This is a genomic window from Loktanella sp. R86503, assembly GCF_042466455.1.
In the GTDB taxonomy this organism is placed as follows: Bacteria; Pseudomonadota; Alphaproteobacteria; order Rhodobacterales; family Rhodobacteraceae; genus Loktanella.
Genome location: NZ_JAXHCI010000005.1, coordinates 47,274 through 74,271 on the forward strand (window position 1 = coordinate 47,274; position 26,998 = coordinate 74,271).

The following is a 26,998-nucleotide window of genomic DNA, read 5'->3' on the forward strand; positions in this document are numbered from 1 at the left end:
GGGTCACGCTGCGATACACGCGCCGGGCGATACTATTGAATGATGGTTCGGGACAGTTGTTCGGTTTCAAGATAGCCGACATCCGGGCTGACCCATTGAAGCGACCGGCGAATGCCGCCGCCGGGGGCAAGCCAGTAGCGGTTGTCGATCTGCAGGCCGGGGCTGTAGCAGGTTTCTTGCATCAAGGTTGCGGGGAACACGGTGCCAAAGCTTGTGACTGCTTCTGGCCCTGCGTTGCGCATCACGCAGCGAAAGGCGCGGAACCGGGTTTCATCGTCTGCGCCAAGGTAGCTCGCAAAGCGTGGATAATCCTGCACCGGCCCGCCCGTCAGCGCCGCGTGGGTGCCGGACACATCCGCGCTCATCACGTCATCGCCAAGCCCGCGGGTCGCCGTCAGCAGCCCGTCCCGGTAGGAAAAATTCACAAAATCGGCCGTGCGCCATGTCACGATACCATCGCGGCGACCTGCCACGATCATGGTGCCGCCGCCGATGCCGTCGATCCTGCTCAGCAGCAATGGCTGGGACGACGCGCGGATCTGTGCTGCTGTCAGCAGATCGCGCGGATCGGGCGGCGCGTCTTTGGGCGTGCAGGCGGTCAAGGCTGCAATCAGGGCAACGGCACGGAAAATCGGGGTTTTTATCATTTCCAGAACCGTCCCCAGCTGTTGACGATTTCGGCACCATTCGCCTCGTGGACCGTGTCATAAAGCCTGTTTGGCACCGCAAGGCGCGCGCCGCCATCACGGGTGATGGACCGGATGGTCAGATCACTGGTGTCGCGGCCAGGTTTGCCGCCGACAAAGCCAAGAGGGATCGTGATCTGGATACCCTTGTCAAAAGAGCCTTCACCGAAGTCGGAAAAGGGCACGTCAGTCAAGGTTGCAAAGGCCCCGATGCTCCAGCCGTTTTCAAAGGTGCGGTCCAAGGCGATTGTGGCCCCGTAATCGCCCGCAAGATAGCGGCCCACATCAAGCTGGCCTTTATAGCCGCCGCCGAAATCGTAATAGGCGGATACATGACCGGTCGTGACCTGGTAATCCTGAAACCCCAGTTTGATGTCGAAATCACGTTGCCGGACCTGCGCAATTTCTGCGCCCAGTGCCAGATGGCTGCGGGCCGGATACCACAGCACCTCTGTCGCGATACCGCCAAACATCCGTTCCAGATAGCCCGCGGTCACCTTGGCATAAAGGTCCGCGCCCGGGCGAAAGGCATAGGCGGCGGTCAGGGTGCTAAGGGCGGTGCCTTCTTTGTCATAGATATTGGCGTCAGAACGCACCCGCGGCAGCACCGAGTTGGAGGTTCGGGTGGATTCGTCCAGATTGCCCAGGATCCTTTGGCGGATACTGCCTTCAAACGTCAGGCCGGGGGCTGGCTGGTAGAAACCTGTCAGGGCCAGACCGATATCGGCCCGCACCGGCGAGTCCGGATCAAACAGCGAAGGTTGCAGATAGGGGTCAATGGAAACCCCCTGGCGTGGGTAAAGCCCGGGCAGCGGCGTCCGGCCCGGTCCTGCATCTGCCAAGCGTGTCTGCGTTTGCGCGCCCCAGGCCCCATCAAGGGCGAATTCCTGCGTTTCCAGCGTTTGCCGTGTGATGCGGCTTGTCGTGACGGGTAGGCCGCCTTCGATCAGCACGATATCAAAGGTCGTGATATCGGACGGCAGACTGTTGGACAGGGTACGCGCCGTGCGCCCCAAGGCCTGCGCTGCTGCCATATAGCGATCGTTTTCGACTTCGACCCGGGCGGTGTCGCCGGTGATGGTCAAACCGGCCAGGATGATGCCTTCGCGCGCAAGCGCGACATCGGTCTGCCCGCGACTGCCCGGCGGAAGGCCGCGCCCCACCAGTGGCGGTGCGGTTTCGCGCGTGGCGCGGCGCGGCGGATCAAGCGGATTTGTCGCAAAGCTGGCCTGCACGCCGATTTCGCTGCCGTAAAGATACTGCGCGCCAAGGGTGACGTTGTCGGTCAGCTTGTAGCGAAGGCCAAAGTTGAACGGAGAATTGCGGGTGAAGGCAGAGGGGGCTTCGCGTTCGTAGGCATCCGACGAATATTCAGCAAGGATCGTCCAGCGGTCATCGGGGGCATAGGTCAGACCCGCAAAGGCAGCGGCCGGCCCGGTAAACCAGCGATCATACTCAACTTTGCCGCCTTGCTCGAAACTATCTGAATTGCGGTTTTCAAATCGATCACCAAGAAAATTCAATGGATTTTCAAAGCTGCCGAACCCAGCAAGACGCCCCCAGCCAAGGCCCGCTGTCGCGGTCAGTGCCTCACCGATTTTCTTGGTCGCGACGACGTATTCGCCTGCATAGATGCCGGTGCCAAGGAAATCGTTCAGCCCGGCAGAAACGGCAGGCATATACTGCCCTTCACGCAGAATCTGGTAGCGGAGCGAAAAGCTGCGATCGAAGATATAATCGTAAACCTTTCCCGAATTTGCGTTTGGCAGAAGATTGTAAAGTAGGGAATATTCAAAGCTCCCCATCAGCCGCGGTGCGATCTGAAAGGCAAAGGTGTGGCGTGTATTGCTGGTGAAATGACTACTGGTTAAAACGATTTCGCCGTCGGGATAGACATAGGCTGACGGCATATCGATGAGCCCGGGCTGACCATAGGTATTGGCCGTGACCGTCTGGGCACGAACCGGCACGGCAACAATGCAGCCAAGCAGGGCGACGGATGCGGCAAGAATATGTGTTCTAAACATTGTCAGCTTCTATGACGCACCATGGGGATACTGATAGCAAAAACCGCCCATCCTGCGGGATGGACGGTACAAAATCGAAAGAAGGTGCAGCACCCCGCTGCCTCACATGCCCTGGCGACCAAGGACGACTTTGATCGTGGCCCAGGCAATCTTCATATCCACCCAGGTCGAGGCTTTCGCAATATACTGCAGGTCAGCCGTGACCTTGGCACGGACGCCTTCGATCCCTTCGATATAGCCGTGGCGGACCTGGGCATAGCCGCTGATGCCGGGCCGTATGCTGTGACGTTCGCGGTAACCATGCACAGCATCAAGATAGACGATGGCGTGATCGTAAAAGTCGGGGCGCGGTCCGATCAGGCTCATGTCGCCGCGCAGGATGTTCAAGGTTTGCGGCAGCTCATCCAGACGCGTTTTGCGCAAAAGACGGCCAAAAGGTGTGATGCGATCATGTTCCAGCGCGTCAAAGGCGCCGCGGGCGATCGTATCCGCGCAGATCATGGTGCGAAACTTGAGAGCCTGAAAAGGAACGCAATCCTTACCCATGCGGGTCTGGCTGTAAAACAGCGGGCCAGGGTTCAGTTTGCGGTTGGCAATCATCACCACAATGGCAACGCCAAGCATCACGGGAAGCAATGCAATCGCACCGGCCAAATCAAAAATACGTTTTCGCGCGTGATAGGAGGATCTATGCCGAAAGCGTGCCTGCTCTTTAAGCAATACATCTGAACACGCAGTACCATTGGAAAACAAATCAGAAGAATCAAACATAACAAAAACTCAAATTAATATTTAGACGTCTAGGATGTATTCGCCTGCCGGTAAAGCAGAGTCTGCCACCACAAGAGGAACGCAAAGCAAAAAAACAACCAAAACCAATCCTGTATTTGTTGTGCGCTGGCTTGGCCTATCTTGGGAATGGCGTACAAATTGCCTGTAACAGTTATATGTGCCGCCTGTTCGAAGCCTGTGGTCACAGCCACAATTTGTGTTTTTTCGACACAGCAGCACACCCATGGCAGTTGCCTTATTTTTAGGCGCAAGCCTGCAGTATATGCATCAGGTCTGCAGCGCCGCGCCCAGCCTTGCCCGCCCCCGCAGCAAACGCCTATATGCGACCCACCTGATGCCAACCGTGGAAATCCACCGCCTCATGCGTTTTTTGTCCCGCCTGTTCCAACGCCCGCCGCCGCCCTTTACGGCAGCGCTTAAGGTGGCAGAGCCTGTTGCCCTGATCGGCGATATCCACGGCTGCGACCGCTTGTTGGACCGGCTGCTGGGTAAACTGGATAGCCTGCCAAACCCGCTGCGGATCGTCTGTGTCGGCGATTATATCGACCGTGGCGACGGGTCGGCGGCCGTGATCGACACGTTGATGCAGCGGCCCGATATCGTGTGCCTCAAGGGCAACCACGAGGCGATGTGCCTTGGCTTTCTGGACGATCCCGAAAAATACGGTCGCCGCTGGCTACGCTATGGCGGGCTGCAGACCCTTGCCGGTTACGGTGTCGCAGGTCCGGTTCAGGGGGGCGATCGGGGGCTGCAAAGGGTGCGGGACGATCTGGCGCTGGCCATGGGGGATGCGCGGATCGACTGGCTGCGCGGTTTGCCTCTGACATGGCAGACCGGCAATCTGCTGGTGACCCATGCGGGGGGCAACCCGGCGCAGGCGGCGGGCGATCAAAGGTCGCGTGATCTGCTGTGGGGGCATCCCGACTTTATGACTCTGCCCCGGATGGACGGGATCTGGGTTGCCTATGGGCATGTCATTCAGGACAAGCCCGTCATGGCGCAGGGGCGTATTGCGCTGGATACAGGGGCCTATGCGACCGGCGTGTTGACGGCGGCGGTGCTGGGGGACGGGCCGCCGCGGTTTGTAACGGCCTAGGGCTTAGGCGTCATACTCGTATTCATACCCCGCATCGGCCCCCATATAGCGGCATTCGTTCAAAACCACGCCCATGACATTGGTCTGGCGGGCCAGGTCCTGTTCGCAGATGTCGATCTGCTGCGTTGTCGTGCGTTCGGCGGCGGCGATGATCAGGACGCAATCGACCTGCGTAGCAAAGGCCATCATGTCGTCGGCGGCCAGCATCGGGGGCATGTCGAAAATGGTGATGTCGGGGCGGTAGGCAGCATCAAGCTGCGCCAGTGTATCGCTGATGCCGGCGCTGCTTAGCAGCTCTGACGCATTGCGGGTCTTGGTGCTGTTCAGGCCGACCGCAAGGTTGCCGTCATAGCAGGCGGCGTTTTGGGCAAAATCGGTATTGCCACGCAGCACATCGGTGAAATCCACCGGGCGCGGGTTGATGCCCAGCATCCGCGCCAGCGACGGGCGACGCAGGTCAAGTTCCAGCAGCATGCTGCGCAGATCGGGCTGGCGCGACAGGCTGATGGCTAGGTTCAGCGCCACCGTGGACTTGCCGCAGCCCGCGGTGGGCGAGGTGATGGCAAGTCTGCGCCAGTTGTTGTCATGCATCTGCTGCAGGATCCGGGTGCGCATCATGTCGATGCCGGCGGATTCGGGGCTGCGCGCATAGGATACGATCCGGTTCTTGCGCATCAGGGTCGCATTGAACCGCTCCACCGGCAGGGCGGCCCAATTGGCGCTGATCGCATCCACCGGCAAGGGCTTTGCGCCGCGGGGGCGGGGGGTGCCAAGCGTGTCCCGGTCGGCGCGGGCCTTGGAAATGGCGGCTCTGATCTTGTCCATATGCGGCGTCCTTAGGCGAATGCGGTGGCTTGCGCGGGGATCAAACTGGCAAATCCGATGCGGCGTCCCAGCCCGTCGATGATCAGATCAAGCGGCATGTAATAGGCATCAAGGGCCCAGATTCCGACGGGAATCCCCACCAAAAGCGCGCCCAGCACACCATAGATGATGACGCGGCGGCGCCATTTTTCCTCGGTCGTGCGGAAATAGGGCAGGGTAGCGAAGGGGGTGATGCCAAGGGCGTTGTTCAGGTCCACCGGGCGGCGGATGCCCTTGTTCAAAAGCTCCAGCAGGATGACCATGGCAAGGCCCATGAACAGCCCGCCGCCGACGCCGCCGGCGGCGATCATCTTGCGGTTGGGCCGGTCGGGGCTTGCGGGCACGACGGCCTGTTCGATGACGGAAATGCGCTGCCCCTTGGCCAGGGTTTCGATCACATCGCCGGTTTCCGCGCGGGCGCGGCTGGCAACAGCCTGATCATACTGGGCGCGGATATTGGCATAGTCGCGCTGCAGGGTGTCCAGGGTGATGGCATTGCCGGGCGTTGCCTCGATCGTGGTCTGCAGATGGGCCAACTCGTCCTGCACCTGCAGCCGCTGTTCTTCCAGAAACGCCACTTGGGCGTCGATTTCGGCCAGCTGCGCGACAAAGGCACCGCCCATCACGCCGTTGCGGGCGACGCCGCGCTGTTCTGACTGGGCAGCAACGACGGCGGCCAGCGCATCCACTTGCGTCTGCAGCAGTTTGCGGCGGGGGTTTTCCGGCGACAGGATCGCATCGGCGCGGGCCAGATCGTCGCGCAGGGTCTGCAGCTGGCGCTGTTCCTGTGTGCGGTCGACCGCGCCCACGGCGGTGTCGGCTTCCTCGGCGGCGGCCTGCTGGGCCAGCACGCTGCGGCGGCGTTCGGCCAGCATCGCCTTGTCGCGATCCATCTGCACCAGACGTTCCTGACCTGCGGTCTGCTGGGCGCGGCGGAATTCAAGGCTGTCGGGCAGCGTGTCCTGGTTTGCCTCCTGAAAGGCCAGAATGGCACCGCCGCGGGTGGTCAGTTCCGCATCAAGGCGGCTGACCTCTTGTTCAAAGAATTCCAGCGTCTGGCGGGCCGATCCGGTGCGCATGGCAACGTCTTCGCGCAGGATGCGGGTGACAAGCTCGTTGGTGACGGCCGCCGCCAGATCGCCCGTCGGGGCCTCGAAGCTGACAGAGACGAGGGTGGCGCGCACCGGGCCGCGCGATCCGCTGCTGCCACCTGTCGTGGTGATGGCGATGCGTTTGCGCATGTCATTCACGATCGTATCGGCAGGGGTGGACCGGGGCGACATATGGGGCGCACCAGCATAGACATCCAGCCGGTTGGCCAGATCCAGCAGGGTGTCGCGGGTCAGGATGCGCTGCTGGATGATCTCCATCTGCTCTGTCGCTTCGGTCTGCACGGTGGATGCGGCCAGATCACCGGGGATCTGTTCGGATTCCATCAGCAGTCGCGCCTTGGCGACATAGACAGGCGGCAGCACCTTTGCCAGCGTCAGACCAAGGGCCGATCCGATGATCAAAAACAGCAAGAACCAATGCAGGCGCCGCAAAAACAGCGAAAGATAAAAGCGGATATCCATAGGTCAGGCAGTTCCCGTGCGCGGCGTCGAAGGCACCGCCGCTATTACAGGTCTGCGCGCGGGAAAGAAGACACCATCGGACAAGACCACCTCGACCGTCAGGGCGTTGACGTGGGGAATTTCGGCGGTGAAGGCATAGACCAGGCACAGATCGGCCAGCTGGTTCACCAGACGCGGCACGCCGCCGGTGACGTCAAAGATCGCATCGCAAGCCTCTGCGTTAAAGACCTCGTGCTGGGCACCGGCCACATGCATGCGGTGCGCGATATAGGCCGCGACCGTGCGCCGGTCCATCGCCGCCAGATGAAAGGCGGATGACACGCGCTGCGCGAATTGCAGCAGATCGGGGCGGTTGATCACGTCCCGCAGCTCTGGCTGGCCGACCAGCACGATCTGCAGCAGCTCGTCCTTGTTGGCGTTGATGTTGGTGAACATCCGCAGCTCTTCCAGTGCGTCGCGCGACAGGTTCTGCGCCTCGTCAAAGATCAGCACGACCCGCCCGCCAGCGGCATATTCGTCGATCAAAAGCTGCTGAAAGCGGGAAAACAGATCGACATAGGTTTCAGTCGCGGCAGCCGGTTCGCCCAGCGATTGCAAGATCCAGCGTAGCAATTCGCCGCGCCCGCCGCTGGCATTGGCGATCAGGGCGACGCGCGTGTCTTCTTCCATTGTGCGGATCAGATGATGCACCAGCGTGGTCTTGCCTGCGCCGACCTCGCCGGTGATCAGCGTGATCGGGGCACGGGTGACGATGCCGTATTCAAGCATGGTAAAGGCCCAGCTGTGCGCCTCTGACCAGAACAGAAAGTCAGGATCGGGCACGAGCGAGAAGGGGCGTTCGCTCAGACCGAAGAAATCGGTGTAGATGTTCAAGCTGCTGTTCATGGCGTTCCTGCGGATCTGACGCGTTAACGAATGTCAGGGAAAACGGGCGCAAATATGACTTTTTCCGTTAACCTTTGGCACATTCTGTGGCCCGCCGCGCCTTGGCTGCCCGCCTGCTGCAAAGGCCCCGCCGCCCTTTGCTGCCTGGTTTTGCGCCCTGTCATGATAGCAACCATGCTGTTTTGCCCCCGAGCCCTGCCGAATTTCAATTTTTCCAGTCCGATTAAGGACTTCGTAACTATAATTTAATGATTTTGTTAAAAATCTCTCTACAGGACACAAAAAAGCTCAAAATTGTATGCAGTCTGACGACAGAGACAAATCTGAAGGTGCCGCAGCAGAACCGCTGCCTTTGCCATGCCTTGCGCAATATGCGTGCGGGGCCGGCAACACCGGACGAGGATTTAGGATAGTCGAAGCATGATGTATTATCATAACCTGATGCAGGACGCAGCCGATGCGGTGACGATGCCCAGCACGCGGCGCGGCGCTGTGCGGATGGCCATGCCTGTGCGCGGAGTCTATCGCAACGGCGGTAAACGCATCGTTGATATTGCCCTCGTGCTGCTGGCGCTGCCCTTTATCACTGTGATCATCGCGCTTCTGGCGCTGGCCGTGGCCAGTCAGGGGGGGCGTCCCTTTTATACCCAGGACCGGGTTGGCCGCGGCGGGCGTCTTTACAAGATCTGGAAGCTGCGCACGATGATCCCGGACGCCGATGCGGCGCTGGCGCGTCATCTGGCCGCCGATCCTGCGGCCCGCGCGGAATGGGATGCCACGCAAAAGCTGAAAAACGATCCGCGCATCACCCGCGTCGGTCTGCTGCTGCGCAAGACATCCCTGGACGAGCTGCCCCAGCTGTGGAACGTGCTGCGCGGCGACATGAGCCTGATCGGCCCGCGCCCCATGCTGCCGTCCCAGACCGGCATGTATCCGGGCAGCGCCTATTACCAGCTGCGCCCCGGGATCAGCGGCAGCTGGCAGGTATCGGCGCGTAACGAAACCCATTTTGCCGACCGTGCCAGCTATGACACCGCCTATTACAGCAAGATCACCCTTGGCGTTGACGCCGGTATCTTGGCTGCGACGGTGCGTGTCGTGATGCGCGCCACAGGCCACTGACCCCTAGATAGGAGCCGCCCGTGCCCCTGCCGATCCGCCACCTTTCCCGTCCATATCCCGCTGCCACACGGCGCCCGCGCCTGCTGTGGGCGGCGCTGATGATGACGGGGGTCGTCACGCTGGCCGGCTGCAAGACATCGCAAGAGCGGGCGGATGACTACTATCACTCTGCCCAGACCCTGCTGGAGGCAGGGGATCAGGAACGGGCGATGCTGGAATTCCGCAATGTCTTTGAAAACAACGGTTTTCACAAGGAAGCGCGGCTGGCCTATGCGGATCTGCTGCAGACCCGCGGCGATATCACCGAATCCTATGCCCAGTATCTGCGGGTGGTCGAACAATACCCGGATGCGCTGGAAGCCCGCCTGCCGCTGGCGCAGATCGCCATTGATCGCGGTGACTGGAACGAGGCCCGCCGCCATACGGGCGCCGCGCTGACCGCCGCGCCCGCCGATCCGGCGGCGCAAAGCCTTGATCTGGTGCTGCAGTATCAGCAGGCCGTCACCGACGACAACGCGGATGCCATCGAAGACGCCGCCAGCGATGCCCGCGCAAGGCTAGCCCGCGCGCCTGCCGACCTGCCGGGCCGCGCCCGGCTGGTGCGCATCGATCTGGACGAACGGATGCGCCTGAACGATCTGGCCGGGGCGCTGGTGGCCGTGGACGCCGCCCTCATCCCAGAGCCGGAGGCGCTGGACCTGCATCTGATCCGGGCGCAGCTGCTGGTGCAGACCGGTGATCTGCCCGCGATCGGTCCCCAGCTGGAACGGATGTCGCAGCTGTTTCCGGACAACACCGATGTGCGCCAGAACCTGCTGCGCTGGTATGTCAGCCAGAATGATACGGATGGCGCTGCCGCCTATCTGCGCCGGCTGGCCGGACCTGTCACCAATACGGACGTTGGCGCGCATCTGACGGTTGTCAGCTTTCTGCGCGGTGCCCGCGGTGTGGATGCGGCAAGGGCGGAACTGGTCGCCCTGCAAAAGGCCAATGCAGACACGCCGCAGGGGCGGCTTTATGCCGGCACACTGGCGGCGCTGGAATTCGAAACCGGCACGCCCGAGGACGGCATCGCCCAGATGCGCGCGGTGCTGGCGCAAGACGCAGGCAGCGCGCCGTCGGATGACACCCGCAAGCTGCAGATCATGCTGGCGCAGATGTTGTCCCAGTCGAATGACCGCGCCGGCGCGCAGGACATCACCGACGCCGTGCTGGCGCAGGACCCCGGCCATGTGGAGGCGCTGAAGCTGCAGGCCGGCTGGCTGATTGCGGATGACCGCATCGGCGCGGCTATCGTCGCCCTGCGCACCGCACTGGCGCAAAATCCCCAGGACAGCGGCACCCTGACCCTGATGGCGCAGGCGCATGAACGTGACGGCGATCTGGATCTGGCCGGCGAACGGCTGGCGCTGGCGGTGCAGGTGTCGCACAGTGCGCCGGATGAAACCCTGCGCTATGTCGCCTTTCTGACGCAGCGCGCACAGACTGCTGCAGCAATCACCATGCTCGAAGATGCCCGCCGCCGCGCGCCTGCGCATATCGGTGTGCTGACCACGCTGGCGGATCTTTATCTGCAAGGCCGCGACTGGACGCTGGCGCAGCGCGTTGTGGATGATCTGCGCCGTATCAACGACCCCGCCGCCCGCTCTGCCGCGCCGGTGGTGCAGGCCGCGATCCTGCAAGGGCAGAACCGCACTGCCGACAGTCTAAGCCTGCTGGAATCGCAGATCGATCCCGCCGGCCCGATCACCGACCGCAACAATATCCGCGCCGTCGCGCAGATCCTGCAAACCCGCATCCGCACCGGAGAGCTGGAGGGCGCGCGCAGCTATCTGGCAGGGCTGCTGGAACAGGCACCCGATGATGCGGACCTGCTGATGCTGGATGCCAGTCTGTCGTCGCTGGCGGGGGATTTCGCCGGGGCGCAGGACGAATACAACGCGCTGGCGCTGCGCTTTCCAGACAGCACGCTGCCGGTGCGCTATCTGGTCGGCGTGCTGCTGGCGCAGGGCGATGCAGCGCAGGCCGCTGCCGTCATCGAGGCCGCCTTGCCGCAGGTTGACCAGCCCGCGCCGCTGTTGATGATCAAGGCCAGCCTGCTGGAACAGGACGGCCAGATCGACGCCGCCATCGCCGTGCACGAAAAGGTTTATGCCGCCGACAGCAGTGACATCATCGTCGCCAACAATCTGGCCAGTCTGCTGGCCAGCTACCGCGATGACGATGCCAGCCTGGCCCGGGCCGCCACCATTGCGCGGCGCCTGCGGGGCACGACCGTGCCCGCCTTTGCCGATACCTATGGCTGGATCGCCTACCGCCGCGGCGATGTGGCAGAGGCGCTGCCGTATCTGCAACGCGCCGCCAAGGGCCTGCCTGATGATGCCATGGTGCAGTTTCACCTTGGCATGGCGCTGGCCGCGCAAATGCAGATCAACCCCGCACTGGCGGATCAGGCCCGCGACGCCCTGACCCTGGCGGTTGACCTTGGTGCCGGCAGCCCGCTGCCTCAGTTCGCGCAGGCGGCGCAGATCCTGCAAGACCTGCCCCATCAGGCAGCCCCCGCGCTGTAACCCCGCAAAAGGGACCGGATTGTTGCACGCTCGGCACGCTGGCGGGCTTATCGCGGCTGCATGCGGGCAGCGCCGGCTTTTTCATTGGCATGGGGGCTAACCCCTCCTTAGAAAAGGATAACAGCCATAGAAGCTGTCCCCCGCAACCGGGAGGAGATTGAGGTGACCGAGATGAAATTGATGTTTACAACCATGGCGCGACGCGCTGCCGGTATGCTCGCTGCGACGTGCCTGCTGGTCCTGGCAACCCTGACCCCGGCGGCGGCCCAGCAGACCTATGGCCTGAAAGCCGGCGATACCCTGCGGGTCGAGGTGCTGGACGATCCCAGCATGAACCGCACCGTGCTGATTGCCCCCGACGGGCGCATCAGCTTTCCCCAGGCCGGCACCATGCGCGTGGCCGGCACCACGGTCGATGCGGTGCAGTCGGAACTGATCACGCGCCTGACCCCCAGCTTTGCCGCGCCGCCGACGGTCTTTGTCTCGCTTGAGCGGTTGGCAGACAAGGTTATCCGCCCCATCGTGCAGGCCCCGCCATCCGCCCCGATCCCCGATCCGGTGATTTCGGTCTTTGTCGTCGGAGAGGCGAACAAGCTGGGCCAGCTTGACGTGGCCCCCGGCACCACGGCGATGCAGATGTTTGCGGTCATGGGCGGGTTCACCAAATTCGCCGCCACCAAACGGGTGCAGCTGCGCCGCACCGATGCCAGCGGGGTCGAACAGGTCTATACCCTGAACTACCGTGATATTCAGCGCGGGTTGGTGAATACCGGCCAGACGCAACTGGCCGACGGCGATGTCATCGTGGTGCCCCAGCGCCGCCTGTTTGAATGACGCTCTTGTGCGACGCCCACGCGGCGCTGCGCGGGGCCGGGTTGGCAGCCTGGCTAACAGCCCTGCCGCTGGCCGGTCAGGCGCAGGCCTATAAAACCGGCGGCATCCAGCTAAGCTTTGGCAATGCCGTCAGCTTTTTCGCCACCGACAACGAAGGCCCGCGCACGACAGATGGCACGCCCAATCTGACCGCGCTTTATACGCCGACGTTCAACCTGCTGACCGAAACGCCCCACTCTTCCTTGGGGTTGGAGGCGGCGGGCAACCTGCGTTACGGCACGGCCAGCGGCAATGTCGGTGTCACCGCGCCGCGATTGAACGGGCAATACCGGACCTCCTCTGCCAATGCGGGGCTGGAACTTGCGGGCCAGTTTCGCCAAAGGGATTTGGGCGAGGAAAAATTCGCGATCCGCGATACCGCGGACCGGACGGATTTCGTAAATGGCACGGCCACGCGGCAAAACACGGCGCTGGAGGCGAATGTCGACTGGGGCCGCGCATCGCTGGCCGCTTTCGGCCTGTCGGCGCGTCTGAACCAGACCACCTATTACAGCGGCGATGCCAGCGGTCTGAATGGCAGCAGCCTGTCCGACAACAAACGCCTGACCCTTGGGGCCAGCACCCAGCTGGACCTGACCCAGACCCTGCAACTGCACGGCGCGCTTGGCTACAGCCAGTTCGAGGATGAGCTGTCGGACGATGACAGCGAAACCTATACCATCAGCACCGGCGTCACGCTGGACCGCCCGCTGGGCGCGCTCAGCACCGAAGTCATCGTCACCGATTCAGCCGGCGGGCAACGCTATGGCTGGACCGCGGGGCGCACGCTGGAACTGCCCTTGGGGCCGGTCAGCGCCCAACTGGGCGCCGTGGCGCTGCCGCAGGATGAAACTGTGGTGATCGGATCGCTCAGCACGCTGCGCACCTTTTCCGCCAGCGCGCTGAACTTCGAGCTGTCGCGCGATGTTTCTTCGCTGAACGAGGAAAACGCCGAACGGCTGACAACGCAAGTGCTGCTTGGCTATACCCGTGCACTGACACGCGATACCGATTTCCACATCAGCCTGGACGCGGTGCATGGCCGCGATATCGCAACGGATGCGGAATCCTTTGATGCGACCTTTGATGCGATCTACAGCCGGGCGCTGACCCCCGACTGGACCGGCGATATGGGCTACAGCTATCGCTACCTAGAGGACACGCCAGGGAAATCGGCGCAGGCCAATACGATCTATGTCAGCCTGCGCCGCAGGTTTGTCACCAGCTATTAGGCGGCCGCGGGCGCAGGCACCGGACGGCGCATCTTGGCATAGATGCGGTCGTAAGCGGCCAGCAATTGCGGTTCTGTATGGGCCCAAGACAGATCGTTCAGCACCCGGGCGCGGCCCAAAGCGCCCATGCGCGCGCGCCCGTCCGGATCGGCCATCAGATCCGCGATCCTGGCGGCGAAATCCGCCGGATCATTGGCGGCGGCATAAAGCCCGGCAGCCCCTGCGGACACGCGCCCTTCGGTCAGGTCGAACTGCACCAGCGGCTTTTCCAGCGTCATATATTCCATGACCTTGTTCATGGTGGATATGTCGTTCATCGCGTTCTTGGGGTCGGGGGCCACGCCGATATCGATCGCATTCAGCGCCGCCAGCAGGTCATCGCCATAAAGCGCGCCGGTAAAGGTGAAATAGTCCTGCAAACCATGCGCCGCGACATCGCGCTGCACCTCTGCCAGATGGGGGCCGAAGCCGACGATCAGGAAATGCACGTCGCTTTGGCCCAGTTTGTGGATCAGGTGGTCGGCGGCCAGCACCAGCAGGTCCATCCCCTCTTGCTGGCCGATTACGCCGACATAGCCCATCACCGTGCCCGCGCCCTTGCGCATGGCAATATCGCCGGGGCCGGGGATAAAGGTGTCGATGCGCGGGGCAGAGCGGACGACAAAGACGTCATCGGGGTCCATCTTGCCGCGCCGCACCGCGATATCGCGAAAACTGCCGTTGGTCGCCATCGACACCGACGCGGTGGCAAAGGTCATCCGTTCCCACAGCAGCATAAAGCGGTACAGCAGACCCTTCTTGCCGAACTTCGCCTCGAACAGTTCCGGGCAGACATCGTGGTGGTCGAACATATAGGCGACGCCCCACAGCCGGTACCACAGCGCCAGCAAAAAGATCAGATCGGGCGGATTGCAGCCTTGAATGACGTCAAAGCGCCGCCGCGCCCAGACAGTGCGGGCCAGACGGAACCAGTGCCGGATCGCGTGGCCGTATTCGCGGGCATAGGCAATGGCGCCGGAATGCGCCTCTGGCGGGGCGGGGTGGCGGTAGATGTGCACGCCTTCGATCACCTCGTAATCGGCGTCCCAGCCGCGGCCCATCGGGCTGATCACGGACACATCATAGCCTGCCTGTTTCAGCGTCGTGGCTTCCAGCCAGACGCGGCGGTCCAGCGGCACGGGCAGGTTTTCGACGACAATCAGAATGTGGCGATCATTCGGGGCGGCAGTATCGGTCATGGTCATCCACAAGGGTAAAGGGGCGTATTCCCATCAGCTTATGCGAAAGGGGCGGTGAAATTAGGGCCATGGCAGGGCAATTGCAGAACCGCCATCACAAGGCTGCCTTAGTGATCGCCCTGATCCGGCCCCTGCGCCTGCATCTTGAGGGCGATCAACAGGGTGATGGCAAAGCTGACCGTGCCGCCAAGCATATAAAGCCCGATCAGACCAAGCACGCCCACACCGCACCACATCCCCGTCAGAACGGATGCGATGGCACCGGCTATGCCGCCAAGGGTGGTTGTGATGATCATCAGGCCGGCTCACTCGCGCTAGAGGTGTTCGTGGATGTTAACACCTCTGCGTTGATTGATCGAAGGAATATGGCAGAAATAAGGCAAATGGATTTGCAGGGCGGGGCGAATAAATCACAGTTTACGGGGTCTGCCCGCCAGTCCCGGGCGTCAGCTGCCAGCGCAGTGGCGAGCGCACAGCGCTTGCGTTAAGAGCGCGGGAAGGCTGGACCAAGGGGGCACCGGGGCATGGCAAACGGATATCTTGCGCTGAAGTTTCGCCAGTGGAAGCACCGCAGGCGCAGTGCGCGGGCGATGCGCGAATATGCCCAAAGGGTCGCGCGCGGCGAACGGCCCGTGCGGCCTCACGGTCTGCCGCGCCCGCTGGTGGTGTCGCTGACCAGCTTTGCGCCGCGCTTTGGCGTGCTGGAAAAGACGCTGAACTGTTTGCTGCTGCAAAGCGTGCGGCCCGATCATGTGGTGCTGTGGCTGGGTCATGACGATGTCGCCAGGCTGCCCGAAGCGATCCTGGCCCTGCGCGATCAGGGGCTGGATATCCGCGCCACGGAAGACCTGCGATCCTTTACCAAGATCATTCCCGCGCTGCAGGCCTTTCCCGATGCCTTTGTCGTCACGGCTGATGACGATGTCTATTACTGGCCAACCTGGCTGGAGGAGCTGACGCAGGCCCAGATACGCACCGGCGATCCGGTGATCTGCCACCGCGCCCATAAAATCCGCATGAACGGCGATCTGCCCGCGCCTTACAACAGCTGGCACCGGGGCATCCGGCGCGATATGGCCGCGCCCCTGCTGTTTCCGACGGGGGTGATGGGCGTGCTTTATGATCCGCGCGTCTTTCACGCAGACGTCACGCGCCGCGATCTGTTTCAGCAGCTGTGCCCCCATGCCGATGATGTCTGGCTGTATTGGATGCACCGGATGGGCGGCAGCGTGCCGCGGATGCTGGCCTGCCCACACCGTGTGCTGGAATGGCCCGGCGGGCAGGACCAGAACCTGCGCAGCACCAACGTGGGCCTGTCGGGCAATGACACGGCGATTACGGCGATGATCGATCGCTATGGCTGGCCCGAATAGCGGCGCTTACTGCGGAATATAACGGGGCAGCCGGGGCAGCATCTGGCCCATGAAATCCTGCAGCCGCGCATCGGCGGCGGCGATATCCTCGCCTTCGCCAATGGCCGTGACCAGCCGGACCAGCGCGCCATCGGTGCGTCCGGTGGTCAGGCTGTCATAGACCACGTCGATCTTGGCCAGATAATCGTTGGTCATCCGGGTGCCGCGCTGTTCGAACCAGTAATAGACCAGCTGCCGCGACAACCCCTTTTCGATGATGGCCCGGTTCAGGGTGAATGTGCCGTGCACAGTGTCCGGGAATGACACCTCCTCGCCATCAATCGAGAAGATTTCCCAGCCGCCCACGGGCAGGCAGACTTCGGGGGAATGGATGCCTGCACCTTCGGTCTGGCGGTCGTAATAGGCGGAAAACAGGCTGACGCTTTGCCCCGGATGGGCCGGATGGGCATAGACCGCATTAAGCGTGTCAGACGCGTTGAGCACCGCCTCCACCTGCGGCTCCAGCGGGATGGTGTAGCCTTGCCAGCCGGCAAATTCGCGCGGGAATAGGGCAAAGCGGTCGCGATCCGGCGTGATGCGCGCGGGCGGCGGGGTCAGCACAAAGGCGGCGGCGATTAGTATGCTCAGGCCCGCCGCGATCATCACGCCGCGGGACGGTGCCACGGACAGGATGCGCCGGGCCTGCGCGCCCAGACCGTCGGTATCCATGTCAATCGTCTCGCGCAGGCTCAGCGGATTGGCGGTGGTGCGTTGCAGCAGGACGGCCATACCGAACAGTATCGCGATACAGGTGCCAAAGATCACCCAGCCTTCAAAGAAGTGCAAAAACCCTTCGGCCTGCCCGATACCATAGCGATCCACCAGCACGCCGATCATCCCGATGCGAAAGGCGTTCATGCAGACCGTCAGCGGCGCCGCCATCGCGAACATGACCGCCTTGTGCCAGAACGGGCCGCGATACAGGATCGCGAAAAGATAAGAAAACGACAGGATCGGGAACAGGTAGCGCAGGCCAGAACAGGCCTCTGCCACTTGCAGTTTATAGACGCCCAGATCGATGACATTGCCGTCTAGGAACACGGGAATGCCCGCCATCTGGATAAACCAGACGCCCATTTCGGACGACACCAGCTGCAGGAAAATCGTCAGCTTCCAATAGATGAACTGCGGCAGCGGCAGCATGAACACCAGATGCAGCACCGGCAGTTGATGGCGCCGTCCCTGCGCCCAGCCAAAGCCGGTCAGCACGACGCCCGCCACCCAGATGATAAAGGCGTAGGTGACGATATCGGGGATCTGCACCAGATTGCCAAAGATGCCGCCCACCAGCCCCAGCGCGATGATCGCAATACCGGGGGCGCGGCTGACGCGCGCACCAATGGGCGCGGGGGGCGCATAGCGCAATTCGCGCAGAAACAGATAAAGAGAGATCAGCGGGATCAGCGGGCCGTGGCTATATTCCGGCGTCATCCACGCTTGGCCAAGGGACACAAACCCCAGCCAGAACACCGGCACAGCCGCCAGTGCAAGCAGCACCAGCCACAGCATGCCAACAGGCAGACGCCCAAAGACGCCAAAGGTAGAAGGGTGGGCGCTGTCTGACATCACATCTTTCGTGGCTGCGGTGGGTCGTTACACTTTGCAATATAGCGCAACGCATGGCCGGAATTCATGCCAGATGGGGGCATCATCAGGGCCTTTGTGTGTTCACCCAAGTGCTCGGTGGCAGCGGCGCATAGCGCAGGGCCGCCTGCCAGCCTGCGATCAATGCCAGCGATCCGGCGATCCCGGCCAGCGCCACAGGGACGGTCCCCGGCTCTGCGATGCCCGCCCGGTCTGCCAAAGACAGCACCAGCGGATGCACCAGATAGACGCCCATCGCCGCCTCTGCCGCCCACCGGGATAGGGGCGTTGCAGGGCGGGGATAGGCAGTGCACAGGGCAAAGACTGTGCCCGCGACGGCGATCTGCAACACGCCGCCCGGCCCGCTGATCAGCATCGCAGCCCCGACCAGCCCTGCCACCACCAGCGCCACCGCAGGGGCCTGCTGCATGGTCCGCGTGCCCAGCAGGGCAAAGATGCTACCAAGGCAGACCGCAGGGCCAGCAAAGACCCATTGCGCCACCGGCACAGGCAATCCGCCGCGTTGATGCAAGCTGAGCAGCGCGAGCGCCGCCAGCAACAGCGCTGCGCAAAGCGTCTGCACCGGCACGGGCAGCACCTGGCGCAGGCGGGCAAGGCCGTATACCCAAAGCGAGGCGGCAAAGGCGAAGGGCAGGAACCACAAATGCAGCGCAGGTCCGGTCAGGATCATGGATGCGTCGAATTCCGCGCGCAGCGGCGCGCCGGTCACCGCAACCTCTGCCAGTTTCAGGGCGGCATAGATGGCCGACCAGATCAGCCAGGGCCGCAGCAGGCGCCGCGCGCGCAGGGCGGCGAAATCCGTAAATGACATGCACTGCGCCGCAGGCAGGGCCAGCAGCACCAGCAGGATCAGAAAGAACGGCAGCCCCGCATAACCGATGGCCGCGCCGGGGCTACCTGCATGGAACACCACGATGCCAAAGGCCGCCAGCAGCCGTGCATGATCAAATGTCCCGTTCCGTTCCATGCGCTGCTCCTGCCTCATGTTTCGGCCATCATGGGCAGGTTATGCTTAACGTGGCGTTAACGCATCAGCTGGGCAAAGCTGTAAAAGCAGGGCAGCGTTAGCAGGATATGTGGAATGTATTACAAAATTCGTTTTAGGATAATTCAGGCATCCGGAACCTGCCCGGGGCATTGATGCCGCAGGTCGCCTGAAACACGCAGCCCCGCCCGATTGCGCATGGCGCTGGCGCGAAACCGGCCCTAGGTTTTGACAGTGTTCTGATGCCCTTACGAAGTTGAAACGATCCCATGCCTGACATCGCTTCCCTGACCGGTTCCCGACATGGCGCGGATGCGATCGCCGTGGTGATCCCGCATCTGAACCAGCCGGATTTTCTGGCGCGGTGTCTGGAATCCCTGGCGCGGATGACGCGGCAGCCCGATGACATCGTGGTGGTCGATAACGGATCGCGGCAGATGCCCGATGCCGTCTGCGCCGCATATCCCAATGTGCGGCTGGTGCAGGAACGCACACCGGGGCCGGGGCCTGCGCGTAACCTTGGCGCGTCGCTGACCACCGCGCCGATCTTGGCCTTTATCGACGCCGATTGTCTGGCGGACGAAAGCTGGCTGGAACAGGCCGCCGCCGCCATGGCCGACCCCGTGGCCAACATTCTTGGCGGCGATGTGCGCATTGCCCGGGCCCACCCCGACCGCCTCACCATGCTGGAAGCGTACGAGAGTATCTATGCTTACCGCATGGATCGCTACATCGCCCGCGAAGGCTTTACCGGGACCGGCAATCTGGTGGTGCGCCGCGAGACTCTGGACCGCGTCGGCCCCTTTGGCGGCCTTGATGTGGCAGAGGATCGCGACTGGGGCCAGCGCGCCACCAAAATGGGCGAAGTCATCCGTTATGTTCCGGGCATGAAGGTCTATCACCCCGCGCGGCAGCAGTTTTCGCAGCTGGTGCAGAAATGGGACCGCCACATGAGCCACGACATCACCCGCGCCCGCACGCGGCCCCTGTGGCGCCTGCGCTGGGGGGCCAAGACGCTGGCGATGGGGGCCTCTCCCCTTGCGGAACTGCCGCGGATCATCGCCTCTGACCGCGTCACCGGGCTGCGCAGCCGCGCCTTGGCCTTTGCCGGGCTGGTGCGCATCAGGGCCTACCGCGCGCGGCGGATGACGGGGTTGCTGGTTGGCACCACCGATGCGCAGACGCTGGCAGGGCGCTGGAACCGGGGCTAGGCCTTGCGCTTGTCCCGCTGCGCGATCAGCACATTGCGCAGGGCATCCTCGTAGACCTGCAGCTTGCGCAGACCTTCGCTCAGGGCCGCCCGCGCCTCTGCCGCCAGTACATCGCGGGCGTCATATCCGGCAAAGATCGCCGCCTTGATGTCATCCGCCCCTTGCGTCGTGCAATCGACGGTGCGGTCGTAGCCGAGCGTGCCGAAAAGGCCGGCGAACTTGCGGCTATAGGCCATGGGCACCACCGGCACGCCGCTGGAAAAGGCCGCGATACAGGCATGCATCCGCGCGCCCATAAAGAAATCAAGGCCGGCGATGTAGCTCTTTGCCTCTGACGGGGTCTGAAACGCCGGGGCCAGCACGGTGCCGGGGAATTCTGCCGCAAGGGCCGCGCTGGCGCGGTGATCATCCTCTCCGCTCAGGCGCCCGCTGGGGACGATGACATGGGGAACCAGATGCACCTCGCAGCCGTCGGGGTGGCTTTGGAAATGGCGGATCAGATCGCGGATCAGGGCGGGGTAATCCATGGTCAGCCCGAATTCGTTCCGCCCCGTATACCCGCCGCCCATCAGCAGGCCAGAAACGTTGATGCCCACCTTGACCGGCCCGCCGCTGCGCGGGGCAGGGGGCGTATAGGGCAGGCGCAGGGCGACATCGGACGCCTCGATCACGCCCCGCACCCCCAGATCGCGGGCGGCCTGCGTCGACATGGCGTCGCGGCTGGCGACCACAGCGCAGCGTTTGAGCGAAGCGGCGGCAAGGCGGCGGGAACTGGTGCGACTGAACGGCCCCACGGTCTGCGGCGCCATGACCAGCGGCGTGCCTGCCAGATGGGTCAGGTATTTCAGCAAGAACATCCGGTTCAGCCGCCGGCTGCCATAGATATCGGCAAAGCTGTCGCCGCCGCCAATGTCGATCACCAGATCGGACTGGCGGGCGATGGCGAAATAGCCGCGGGGGTTCACCATCACCCGCCCGTCCAGATCGCGCACCGTCACGTCCGGCCCGGTCACATACGGCGCGCGGGGGTCTTTCCAGTCCATCACTGTGATCGCGATGGGGGTGTCGATCTGGCGGGATATATCGCGCAGGATTTCCACCTCTGACACGGTCAGGGCACCGACGCCCAGATTGTCGGAACGGGTCGAGTGCATGATCAGACAGATGCGAAGCGGCGCGTGGGTCATGGTAATCCTGATGCTGTGGTCAGGCACGCGGGCGCAGGGCGCGCCGCAGGGTGCCAAGGAAATTGCGGATGTTGCGCCGCAGCGGGTTCTGCCGCGCGGCGGCCAGGATCTGCAATCCGGTATAGCGCGGCACGGGCCGCCCCAGCAGGCGCAGGGCGGTCAGGCGGGCCAGCAAGGCGCGGCGGCGTTCGCGCTGCCCGGGCTGGATCGCGGCAAGGGTATTGATGTCAAAAGGCTGCGTTTCAATTCGCCCTGCGGCGCGCGCGGCGGCGATAACCTCTGCCCCCAGCGCGGTGCGGGCAACGATCAGGCTGATGCCGTCAGCCTCGGCAAAGACAGGATAACCTGCGGCGTCACTCTCCCAGGCGTCGGCGCAGACGATATCCGCGGCGGTGCCTGTGCCATCGGCGCAGATTTTGCAGCGGTGCTGGACGTGCTTGGACAGGATTTTGCCCCAACTGTCATGATAGCTCATCGCGCGGGTTTCCCCTGTGTGATCCGTGGCTGTGGCCTGCCCCGGCCAGCCGTTGCCGCGAAACCGAAAGCGGGCGGTCTGGTCCAGATCGGTGCCAAGCGCCGCCAGCACGGCCCGCCCGCCCGCATGGGATGGCACGCCCGCGCAAAAGAACGACAGCACCACCGGAAAGGCGGCCGCGATGGCCGGATCACGCGCCATCATCGCCCGCAGCGCCACCACATCGCAAGGCTTGCCGACAAAGGCGAAGCGTTTGCCCGACGCTGCCTGCGCCGCCAAATCCGCCAGCGGGGCGGATGGCGCATAGCGCGAGCCTGCGGCGGCGATGATGGCCGCGTCAGAGGCGGTGATCGTCGTCGCATTGCCGATCGCCAGATGGGGTGCCGCGCCCGTTTGCACCGCTGCATCCACCGTGCCGCTGGCGATCAGATGCATCAGGATCGCCGACAGCGCCCCGCCCGACGATCCGGCAAAGCGGACCTGCGGGTCCGCCGCCCAGCCGGTCATCACATCGGTATAAGGCCCCCAAAGCACCGGATCGGCGCGGCCCGCGGCCCTTACGTCCTGCCCAAGGCCTGGGCAGACGGCAGCAATCGCCGCATCCTGGCCTGCGTCCAGCGGCGCAAGCTGGCGCGGGCGCAGATAGCCGGGGGCGACGGTTTCCATCGCGATCCGCCCCGGTGCCAAGGCCGCGCAGGCACCGCAGCCGGCACACAGATCACCGCGTGCCACACGGGCAAGCGCCGGGCTGGCGGGGATGATCGGTGCGCTGGCCATGAAAAATCGCGGTCCCGTAGATAAAATGTCGCAAAGCTGGGCTGGTCTTGCCCCATTGCTGTGCGATTGCATAGCCTTGTCGCCGCGCTTGTTGACGCAAGCATGGCAAAAGCGGGACAAACCCCGGACTGTTTTCCCTGAAAGGGCCCGCCACTGATGTTCCGATCCGCCATGCTGATCCTGTCGGGCAATGCCGCCGCGGCCTTGCTGCTGCTGGCGCGCAACCTGATCGTAGCGCGGATGATCCCCGTGGCCGATTACGGCGTCGCTGCGACCTTTGCGATAGCGATGGCGGTGGTGGAAATGGCCTCTGCCCTTGGGTTGCAGCAACAGATTGTGCAGGCGCGCAGCGGCGATGACCCGCGGTTTCAGGCGGCGCTGCAGGGGTTCCAGGTGCTGCGCGGCGTGATCGCGGGCGCGGTGCTGTTCGTCTGCGCCGGGCTGATCGCGGATGCGCTGAATGTGCCGCAGGCGGCCTGGGCCTACCGCGTGATGGCGCTGGTGCCGGTGCTGAATGCGCTGGTCCATTTCGACATCCACCGACTGAACCGCGCATTGGTATTCTGGCCGGTGATCCTGACCGGCGCGGTCCCGGCCTTGTTGTCCGTGCTGGCGGTCTGGCCGCTGGCGACGCATTTCGGCGATTACCGCGTGATGCTTTATGCCATCGTGGTGCAGGCGGTGGCGGCCGTGCTCATCTCTCACCTCGTGGCGCAGCGCCCTTACCGTTTGGTGCTGGACCGGGCGGTCATGGCCCAATCCCTGCGTTTTGGCTGGCCGCTGCTGGTGAACGGCATTTTGCTGTTCGGCGTCTTTCACGGCGACAAGCTGATCGTGGGGCGGGAACTGGGGATGCAGGTGCTTGCCATCTTTGCCATGGGCGCGACCCTGACCCTGACGCCGACGCTGGTCATGGCGAAATCGGCGCAGAACTTCTTTTTGCCGCAGCTGTCGGCGCTGGACCGTGCCGCACCTGAAGGCGGCGCGCGGTTCATCCATCTGGCGATGTGCGTCCTGCAGGGCATTTTGCTGATGGGCATGGCACTGGTCATCGGCGTGGCCCTGTGCGGCGGCCCTGTCGTGACGGTGCTGCTGGGGGACAAATACGCGGCCCTGCTGCCCTATCTGACCCCGCTGGCGATGATGCAGGCGCTGCGTATGGCCAAGGCCGGACCGGCCATCGTCGCACTGGCGGGCGGGCAGACGGGCAATGCCATGGTGGCCAATCTGCTGCGCATCGCTACCTTGCCTTTGTGCTGGTACATCGCCGTCACCACCGGCAACCTTTACACCATCATCGCCACCGGCATCGCAGGAGAGGCACTTGGCCTGACCGCCGCCCTTGCGCTGGTCCACTGGCGATCCGCCCTGCCGCTGCGGGCCGCTGGCGCACCGCTGGCCGTGATGTTGCTGACCGGGCTTGCAGCGTTCTTTATTCCGCAGCAAACCGCAGCCCAGATCGCCGCCTTCGCTGTGCTGGGGGCCTTGATGCTCTGGTCCTGCAGTGACCTGCGCCGCTACGTCAAAGGAAAACACATGAGCCCTGCGCTATGAGCACGCCCCAAAATGGCCCCCTGACCCTACACATCGGCTATCACAAGACCGCCACAACCTGGATGCAGCGCAAGCTGTTTGTGGCAGAGCACGGCTATGCGCAGATCGCGGATCATGACGACGTCTTTGCCCATATCGTGCAGCCGCACGGGCTGGATTTCGATCCCGCACCGATGCGCGATCTGATCGCCGCCCGCCGCGCCACGATGCCGGCGGGGACCCCGGTCATTTCCTCTGAAATCCTGTCAGGCAATCCGCTCTTCGGTGGCAGGGAAAGCGAGGCCTATGCCGCCCGTCTGGCCCAGATCGCCCCGGGTGCGCGGATCGTGATCTCGATCCGCAACCAGCAGCGCATCCTGCCGTCGGTCTATATGCAATACCTGCTGCGCGGCGGCACGATGACCCCGGCGCAGTTCTTTGCGGGCACGGATGAGTTCGGCTATTTCGGATTTGCGCCGCAGCATTTCGCCTATGACCGGCTGGTGGCCCTGTATCAGAGCCTGTTTGGCATCCAAAACGTCTATGTCATGACGCAGGAAAGCCTGCAGCGCGATATGGACGGCGCGGCGCTGGCGCTGGCGGATTTTACGCAGAACGACGCTTTTGCGGGGCTGAACACTGCCGCGCGGCACACCTATGCCGCCAGTTATCCCGAATACGCCAGCCCCGTCCTGCGGCGGATCAACCATGTGCAGCGCAGCACGCTTAATCCTGCGCCCATCGTCAGCTTTGGCCGCACGCCGCTGGGGCTGTACCGTCTGGCCGGATATGCGTTGAAAAGCCCGCCTTTGGCGGGGCTGCTGTCCGGGCGCAAGCCGGTATCGGACCACGTCCGGACAGCGTTCAAAGGGGCGTTTGCGACCAGCAACCAAAGACTGGCACAGATCGCGGCTTACCCCCTTGATTTGCGCGGCTATGACGGGTTCGAAAGCCCCGCCGCCACGCCGTAAGCGGGCGTATCACCGCCTGTGACGCGCACCTGCGCCCCCAGCACGCCGGGGTGGGTGCTGTCGCCGGCGTAATAGGCCTGATCCGCCGCCGCATCGGAGGTCGCAAAACGCTGTGCGCCGTTATGTGCGATCAGATCGGTGGACACAGTGCTGACCCGTCCGGCAAAAGGCCCGCCTGCCTGCGCGCCCGTATCGCTGAGGAACTGGGCTGACCGCAGCGCGCTGCGCTGCGCCTCGATCTGGGGCATCAGGGCAGGGGATGATGCGATATTCGCCATGGCCCGCACGGACCAGCCACGCTGCAACACCCCGGTGCCGGCGGTGTTCAGATAACCCACGACGCTGCTGTAAAGCGCCGCCGCACTGACGCCCGCAGGCCAGTCGTTGCGCCCGATTTCAAAGGCCATGACGTTCTGCCCCGGCAAAAGCTGCGCCGCCCAGCCATTGGCCGCATCACGCTTGGCGACCAGATCGGCGACCTTGTTGCCGGATGTGCCAAGGTTGCACACCCGCCAGCCCGGCGGCACGTGGTTTGTCCCCGGCTCTGTCAGCACCGCTGCGCAGGACAGCGCCTCGGTCACATCGCCGGTGCCTTGGGTGATACTATCGCCTTCCAGCACCAACTGGCTGGTGACGGGCACGATGTCATGGGCCTGCATCAGGGCCTCTGACACGGCCTGGGCCTCTGCCTCGGTCAGGGTGCGGTCATAGACCACCATATCATACAGATCGAACACACCCCAACTGCCTGCAGCCCCCGGCGACCAGGCATAGCGGCCGATTTCAGCGCCCGCGACGCCGGTCACATTCAGCCCCGCCGCGACAGAGACGCGGCGCTCGTTCAAGGACAACCGCGTGCCTGTGCCGCCGCAGGTCGCAGCGATGACCTGCTTTTGTGCCCCCGTCACCAGCCATTCCGCCCCCGACGCCGCCGAGGATGCCATTTTGCCAAAGCTTTGCACGAAACTGGCGCTGCGGTTGGTGGTCCGGCTTTCCAGCGGGCCGCCATTGGTATTGGCCTGACTGCCTTGGCCCTGCGCGCCCAGCGAAAAGTAGCGGTTGTAAGACGCCGGATGCCGCGGCACCCGCACCACCATAAAGACCGAGATCGCCCGCGCGCTGCAGACCAGACCGGCTGCAACCTCTAGTGCCTGACCTCCGGCAAAACGCCAGAAGGCGCGGCCTTGCCCGTCACGCAGCGCCTGCGGCCCAAGGCCCGCGCTAACGGCGGTAACATCCGCCAGCCCCTGCAGATCGGTTGCGGCCGCGACACGCCCGTCCTGCAGCGTGACCTGCGAAAACCCCGGATGCCAGCGCGTGGCAGGGGGGGCCGGCAGGGCGGCCAGCACGGGGGCCGGATCAGGTGTCGGATCAGGTGTCGGATCGGGGTCCGGCGCAGGATCTGGCGCAGGATCGGGGTCCGGAACGGGATCGGGCACCGGATCAGGATCGGGCGGGGGCGGCGCAATCGCACCACCTGCACCGGCCTGTGCCGTGATCGCGCCCAAGCCAAGGCCAAGCCAGATCATCAGTGGCACCCAATGATCAGCGTCGCCGAGGTCCCCGTCGCCAGAACGCGGCGCACCCGCACCGGATGCCAGCCCGGCGCAAGGGCGGCAAATGTCACGGTGGCCCCGTCCGCCATGACGACCCGCAAATCGCCGCCGCCCCCGACATAAAGCGCGCGCGTCACATGGGTCAGATCGGCGCTGTCGTGCGGCGTTACGGCAAAGGCATGGGACACCGGGCTTTCGGGGCTGGCGGCGTAATATTTGAAACGGTCGAATGCGGACATAAAGATAACCTTTCTGCAAGAGAGGCCCCAGTGGCAGGGCAGCGCGGGACACTACCACGCCGGCGCACAGGGTTGCCGCGGGCGCGGT

Annotated in this window: 23 protein-coding genes; 9 read left to right on the forward strand and 14 right to left on the reverse strand. The window is 63.7% G+C overall.

Features of this window, described 5'->3' with window-relative positions; translation table 11 throughout:
- Positions 1 to 32: 32 nt before the first annotated feature.
- The 3 genes from SJY10_RS16665 to SJY10_RS16675 all read right to left on the reverse strand — a co-directional run bounded on the left by SJY10_RS16665 (position 33) and on the right by SJY10_RS16675 (position 3,484).
- Positions 33 to 647 (reverse strand): YjbF family lipoprotein, encoded by a 615-nt coding sequence (locus tag SJY10_RS16665; protein WP_386685019.1) that lies wholly within the window; start codon positions 645 to 647, stop codon positions 33 to 35.
- A complete protein-coding gene (locus tag SJY10_RS16670; RefSeq protein ID WP_386685021.1) occupies positions 644 to 2,713 on the reverse strand; it encodes a YjbH domain-containing protein in 2,070 nt (689 codons plus the stop codon). The genes SJY10_RS16665 and SJY10_RS16670 overlap by 4 nt, the downstream gene beginning before the upstream one ends.
- A gap of 102 nt (positions 2,714 to 2,815) precedes the next feature.
- Complete coding sequence (locus tag SJY10_RS16675) at positions 2,816 to 3,484, reverse strand: sugar transferase (protein WP_386685023.1); 669 nt, start codon at positions 3,482 to 3,484, stop codon at positions 2,816 to 2,818.
- 244 nt (positions 3,485 to 3,728) lie between these two features.
- Between SJY10_RS16675 and SJY10_RS16680 the strand changes: the two genes are divergently transcribed.
- Complete coding sequence (locus SJY10_RS16680; protein WP_386685025.1) at positions 3,729 to 4,601, forward strand: metallophosphoesterase; 873 nt, start codon at positions 3,729 to 3,731, stop codon at positions 4,599 to 4,601.
- Positions 4,602 to 4,604: 3 nt separating this feature from the next.
- Here the strand turns inward: SJY10_RS16680 and SJY10_RS16685 are convergent, their stop codons facing one another.
- From SJY10_RS16685 to SJY10_RS16695, 3 genes are read right to left on the reverse strand one after another with little or no spacing between them, the layout of a single operon-like run.
- Positions 4,605 to 5,426, reverse strand: a complete 822-nt coding sequence (locus tag SJY10_RS16685; protein ID WP_386685027.1) for a CpsD/CapB family tyrosine-protein kinase — start codon at positions 5,424 to 5,426, stop codon at positions 4,605 to 4,607.
- Between the two features lie 11 nt (positions 5,427 to 5,437).
- Entirely contained in the window at positions 5,438 to 7,039 is a 1,602-nt protein-coding gene (locus SJY10_RS16690) for a GumC family protein (RefSeq protein WP_386685029.1), read from the reverse strand.
- A gap of 3 nt (positions 7,040 to 7,042) precedes the next feature.
- Positions 7,043 to 7,924, reverse strand: coding sequence for an ExeA family protein (locus SJY10_RS16695; protein ID WP_386685031.1), 882 nt, complete (start codon positions 7,922 to 7,924; stop codon positions 7,043 to 7,045).
- A 420-nt stretch (positions 7,925 to 8,344) separates the two neighbouring features.
- Between SJY10_RS16695 and SJY10_RS16700 the strand changes: the two genes are divergently transcribed.
- From SJY10_RS16700 to SJY10_RS16715, 4 genes are all read left to right on the forward strand, one after another.
- A complete protein-coding gene (locus SJY10_RS16700) occupies positions 8,345 to 9,046 on the forward strand; it encodes a sugar transferase (RefSeq protein WP_386685033.1) in 702 nt (233 codons plus the stop codon).
- Positions 9,047 to 9,066: 20 nt separating this feature from the next.
- On the forward strand, positions 9,067 to 11,616 hold the full coding sequence (locus SJY10_RS16705) for a tetratricopeptide repeat protein (protein ID WP_386685035.1): 2,550 nt from the start codon (positions 9,067 to 9,069) through the stop codon (positions 11,614 to 11,616).
- Positions 11,617 to 11,787: 171 nt separating this feature from the next.
- A complete protein-coding gene (locus tag SJY10_RS16710; RefSeq protein WP_386685141.1) occupies positions 11,788 to 12,450 on the forward strand; it encodes a polysaccharide biosynthesis/export family protein in 663 nt (220 codons plus the stop codon).
- Positions 12,451 to 12,455: 5 nt separating this feature from the next.
- Positions 12,456 to 13,721 (forward strand): hypothetical protein, encoded by a 1,266-nt coding sequence (locus SJY10_RS16715; protein WP_386685037.1) that lies wholly within the window; start codon positions 12,456 to 12,458, stop codon positions 13,719 to 13,721.
- Here SJY10_RS16715 and SJY10_RS16720 read toward each other — a convergent pair.
- Both SJY10_RS16720 and SJY10_RS16725 read right to left on the reverse strand, forming a co-directional pair.
- The gene (locus tag SJY10_RS16720; RefSeq protein WP_386685039.1) at positions 13,718 to 14,959 is read right to left on the reverse strand and encodes a glycosyltransferase family 4 protein; all 1,242 of its coding nucleotides are present in this window, start codon (positions 14,957 to 14,959) and stop codon (positions 13,718 to 13,720) included. The two genes, SJY10_RS16715 and SJY10_RS16720, sit on opposite strands and share 4 nt — an antisense overlap.
- Positions 14,960 to 15,066: 107 nt before the next feature.
- Positions 15,067 to 15,255: a hypothetical protein gene (locus SJY10_RS16725; RefSeq protein WP_386685041.1), complete on the reverse strand. Its 189-nt coding sequence runs from the start codon at positions 15,253 to 15,255 to the stop codon at positions 15,067 to 15,069.
- 228 nt (positions 15,256 to 15,483) lie between these two features.
- On the opposite strand from SJY10_RS16725, the gene SJY10_RS16730 reads away from it, so the two are divergent.
- On the forward strand, positions 15,484 to 16,332 hold the full coding sequence (locus tag SJY10_RS16730; protein WP_386685043.1) for a glycosyltransferase family 2 protein: 849 nt from the start codon (positions 15,484 to 15,486) through the stop codon (positions 16,330 to 16,332).
- 6 nt (positions 16,333 to 16,338) lie between these two features.
- On the opposite strand, the gene xrtD is transcribed toward SJY10_RS16730, so the two are convergent.
- Together xrtD and SJY10_RS16740 are read right to left on the reverse strand one after the other, a co-directional pair.
- Positions 16,339 to 17,937 (reverse strand): VPLPA-CTERM-specific exosortase XrtD, encoded by a 1,599-nt coding sequence (gene xrtD, locus SJY10_RS16735; protein ID WP_386685045.1) that lies wholly within the window; start codon positions 17,935 to 17,937, stop codon positions 16,339 to 16,341.
- Between the two features lie 85 nt (positions 17,938 to 18,022).
- On the reverse strand, positions 18,023 to 18,943 hold the full coding sequence (locus tag SJY10_RS16740; protein ID WP_386685047.1) for an acyltransferase family protein: 921 nt from the start codon (positions 18,941 to 18,943) through the stop codon (positions 18,023 to 18,025).
- 287 nt (positions 18,944 to 19,230) lie between these two features.
- Here SJY10_RS16740 and SJY10_RS16745 point away from each other — a divergent pair, with 287 nt between their 5' ends.
- Positions 19,231 to 20,172 carry a glycosyltransferase family 2 protein gene (locus tag SJY10_RS16745; protein ID WP_386685049.1) on the forward strand — a complete coding sequence of 314 codons (942 nt, stop codon included), beginning with the start codon at positions 19,231 to 19,233 and terminating at the stop codon, positions 20,170 to 20,172.
- Here the strand turns inward: SJY10_RS16745 and SJY10_RS16750 are convergent.
- Positions 20,169 to 21,359 (reverse strand): polysaccharide pyruvyl transferase family protein, encoded by a 1,191-nt coding sequence (locus SJY10_RS16750; protein WP_386685051.1) that lies wholly within the window; start codon positions 21,357 to 21,359, stop codon positions 20,169 to 20,171. The two genes, SJY10_RS16745 and SJY10_RS16750, sit on opposite strands and share 4 nt — an antisense overlap.
- Before the next feature lie 19 nt (positions 21,360 to 21,378).
- Complete coding sequence (locus tag SJY10_RS16755) at positions 21,379 to 22,611, reverse strand: Coenzyme F420 hydrogenase/dehydrogenase, beta subunit C-terminal domain (RefSeq protein WP_386685053.1); 1,233 nt, start codon at positions 22,609 to 22,611, stop codon at positions 21,379 to 21,381.
- A 156-nt stretch (positions 22,612 to 22,767) separates the two neighbouring features.
- Here SJY10_RS16755 and SJY10_RS16760 point away from each other — a divergent pair, with 156 nt between their 5' ends.
- Positions 22,768 to 24,165, forward strand: coding sequence for an oligosaccharide flippase family protein (locus tag SJY10_RS16760; protein WP_386685055.1), 1,398 nt, complete (start codon positions 22,768 to 22,770; stop codon positions 24,163 to 24,165).
- Entirely contained in the window at positions 24,162 to 25,115 is a 954-nt protein-coding gene (locus SJY10_RS16765) for a hypothetical protein (protein ID WP_386685057.1), read from the forward strand. The genes SJY10_RS16760 and SJY10_RS16765 overlap by 4 nt, the downstream gene beginning before the upstream one ends.
- Here the strand turns inward: SJY10_RS16765 and SJY10_RS16770 are convergent.
- Positions 25,079 to 26,644, reverse strand: coding sequence for a hypothetical protein (locus tag SJY10_RS16770; RefSeq protein ID WP_386685059.1), 1,566 nt, complete (start codon positions 26,642 to 26,644; stop codon positions 25,079 to 25,081). The two genes, SJY10_RS16765 and SJY10_RS16770, sit on opposite strands and share 37 nt — an antisense overlap.
- On the reverse strand, positions 26,644 to 26,910 hold the full coding sequence (locus SJY10_RS16775; protein ID WP_386685061.1) for a hypothetical protein: 267 nt from the start codon (positions 26,908 to 26,910) through the stop codon (positions 26,644 to 26,646). The genes SJY10_RS16770 and SJY10_RS16775 overlap by 1 nt, the downstream gene beginning before the upstream one ends.
- Positions 26,911 to 26,998 lie beyond the last annotated feature (88 nt).

Bases quoted from the DNA above. Each gene is read 5' to 3' on its own strand.
- SJY10_RS16665 (WP_386685019.1), bottom strand. From the start codon at position 647: ATGATAAAAACCCCGATTTTCCGTGCCGTTGCCCTGATTGCAGCCTTG.
- SJY10_RS16670 (WP_386685021.1), bottom strand. From the start codon at position 2,713: ATGTTTAGAACACATATTCTTGCCGCATCCGTCGCCCTGCTTGGCTGC.
- SJY10_RS16675 (WP_386685023.1), bottom strand. From the start codon at position 3,484: ATGTTTGATTCTTCTGATTTGTTTTCCAATGGTACTGCGTGTTCAGAT.
- SJY10_RS16680 (WP_386685025.1), top strand. From the start codon at position 3,729: ATGGCAGTTGCCTTATTTTTAGGCGCAAGCCTGCAGTATATGCATCAG.
- SJY10_RS16685 (WP_386685027.1), bottom strand. From the start codon at position 5,426: ATGGACAAGATCAGAGCCGCCATTTCCAAGGCCCGCGCCGACCGGGAC.
- SJY10_RS16690 (WP_386685029.1), bottom strand. From the start codon at position 7,039: ATGGATATCCGCTTTTATCTTTCGCTGTTTTTGCGGCGCCTGCATTGG.
- SJY10_RS16695 (WP_386685031.1), bottom strand. From the start codon at position 7,924: ATGAACAGCAGCTTGAACATCTACACCGATTTCTTCGGTCTGAGCGAA.
- SJY10_RS16700 (WP_386685033.1), top strand. From the start codon at position 8,345: ATGATGTATTATCATAACCTGATGCAGGACGCAGCCGATGCGGTGACG.
- SJY10_RS16710 (WP_386685141.1), top strand. From the start codon at position 11,788: ATGAAATTGATGTTTACAACCATGGCGCGACGCGCTGCCGGTATGCTC.
- SJY10_RS16720 (WP_386685039.1), bottom strand. From the start codon at position 14,959: ATGACCGATACTGCCGCCCCGAATGATCGCCACATTCTGATTGTCGTC.
- SJY10_RS16725 (WP_386685041.1), bottom strand. From the start codon at position 15,255: ATGATCATCACAACCACCCTTGGCGGCATAGCCGGTGCCATCGCATCC.
- SJY10_RS16730 (WP_386685043.1), top strand. From the start codon at position 15,484: ATGGCAAACGGATATCTTGCGCTGAAGTTTCGCCAGTGGAAGCACCGC.
- xrtD (WP_386685045.1), bottom strand. From the start codon at position 17,937: ATGTCAGACAGCGCCCACCCTTCTACCTTTGGCGTCTTTGGGCGTCTG.
- SJY10_RS16740 (WP_386685047.1), bottom strand. From the start codon at position 18,943: ATGGAACGGAACGGGACATTTGATCATGCACGGCTGCTGGCGGCCTTT.
- SJY10_RS16745 (WP_386685049.1), top strand. From the start codon at position 19,231: ATGCCTGACATCGCTTCCCTGACCGGTTCCCGACATGGCGCGGATGCG.
- SJY10_RS16750 (WP_386685051.1), bottom strand. From the start codon at position 21,359: ATGACCCACGCGCCGCTTCGCATCTGTCTGATCATGCACTCGACCCGT.
- SJY10_RS16755 (WP_386685053.1), bottom strand. From the start codon at position 22,611: ATGGCCAGCGCACCGATCATCCCCGCCAGCCCGGCGCTTGCCCGTGTG.
- SJY10_RS16760 (WP_386685055.1), top strand. From the start codon at position 22,768: ATGTTCCGATCCGCCATGCTGATCCTGTCGGGCAATGCCGCCGCGGCC.
- SJY10_RS16765 (WP_386685057.1), top strand. From the start codon at position 24,162: ATGAGCACGCCCCAAAATGGCCCCCTGACCCTACACATCGGCTATCAC.
- SJY10_RS16770 (WP_386685059.1), bottom strand. From the start codon at position 26,644: ATGATCTGGCTTGGCCTTGGCTTGGGCGCGATCACGGCACAGGCCGGT.
- SJY10_RS16775 (WP_386685061.1), bottom strand. From the start codon at position 26,910: ATGTCCGCATTCGACCGTTTCAAATATTACGCCGCCAGCCCCGAAAGC.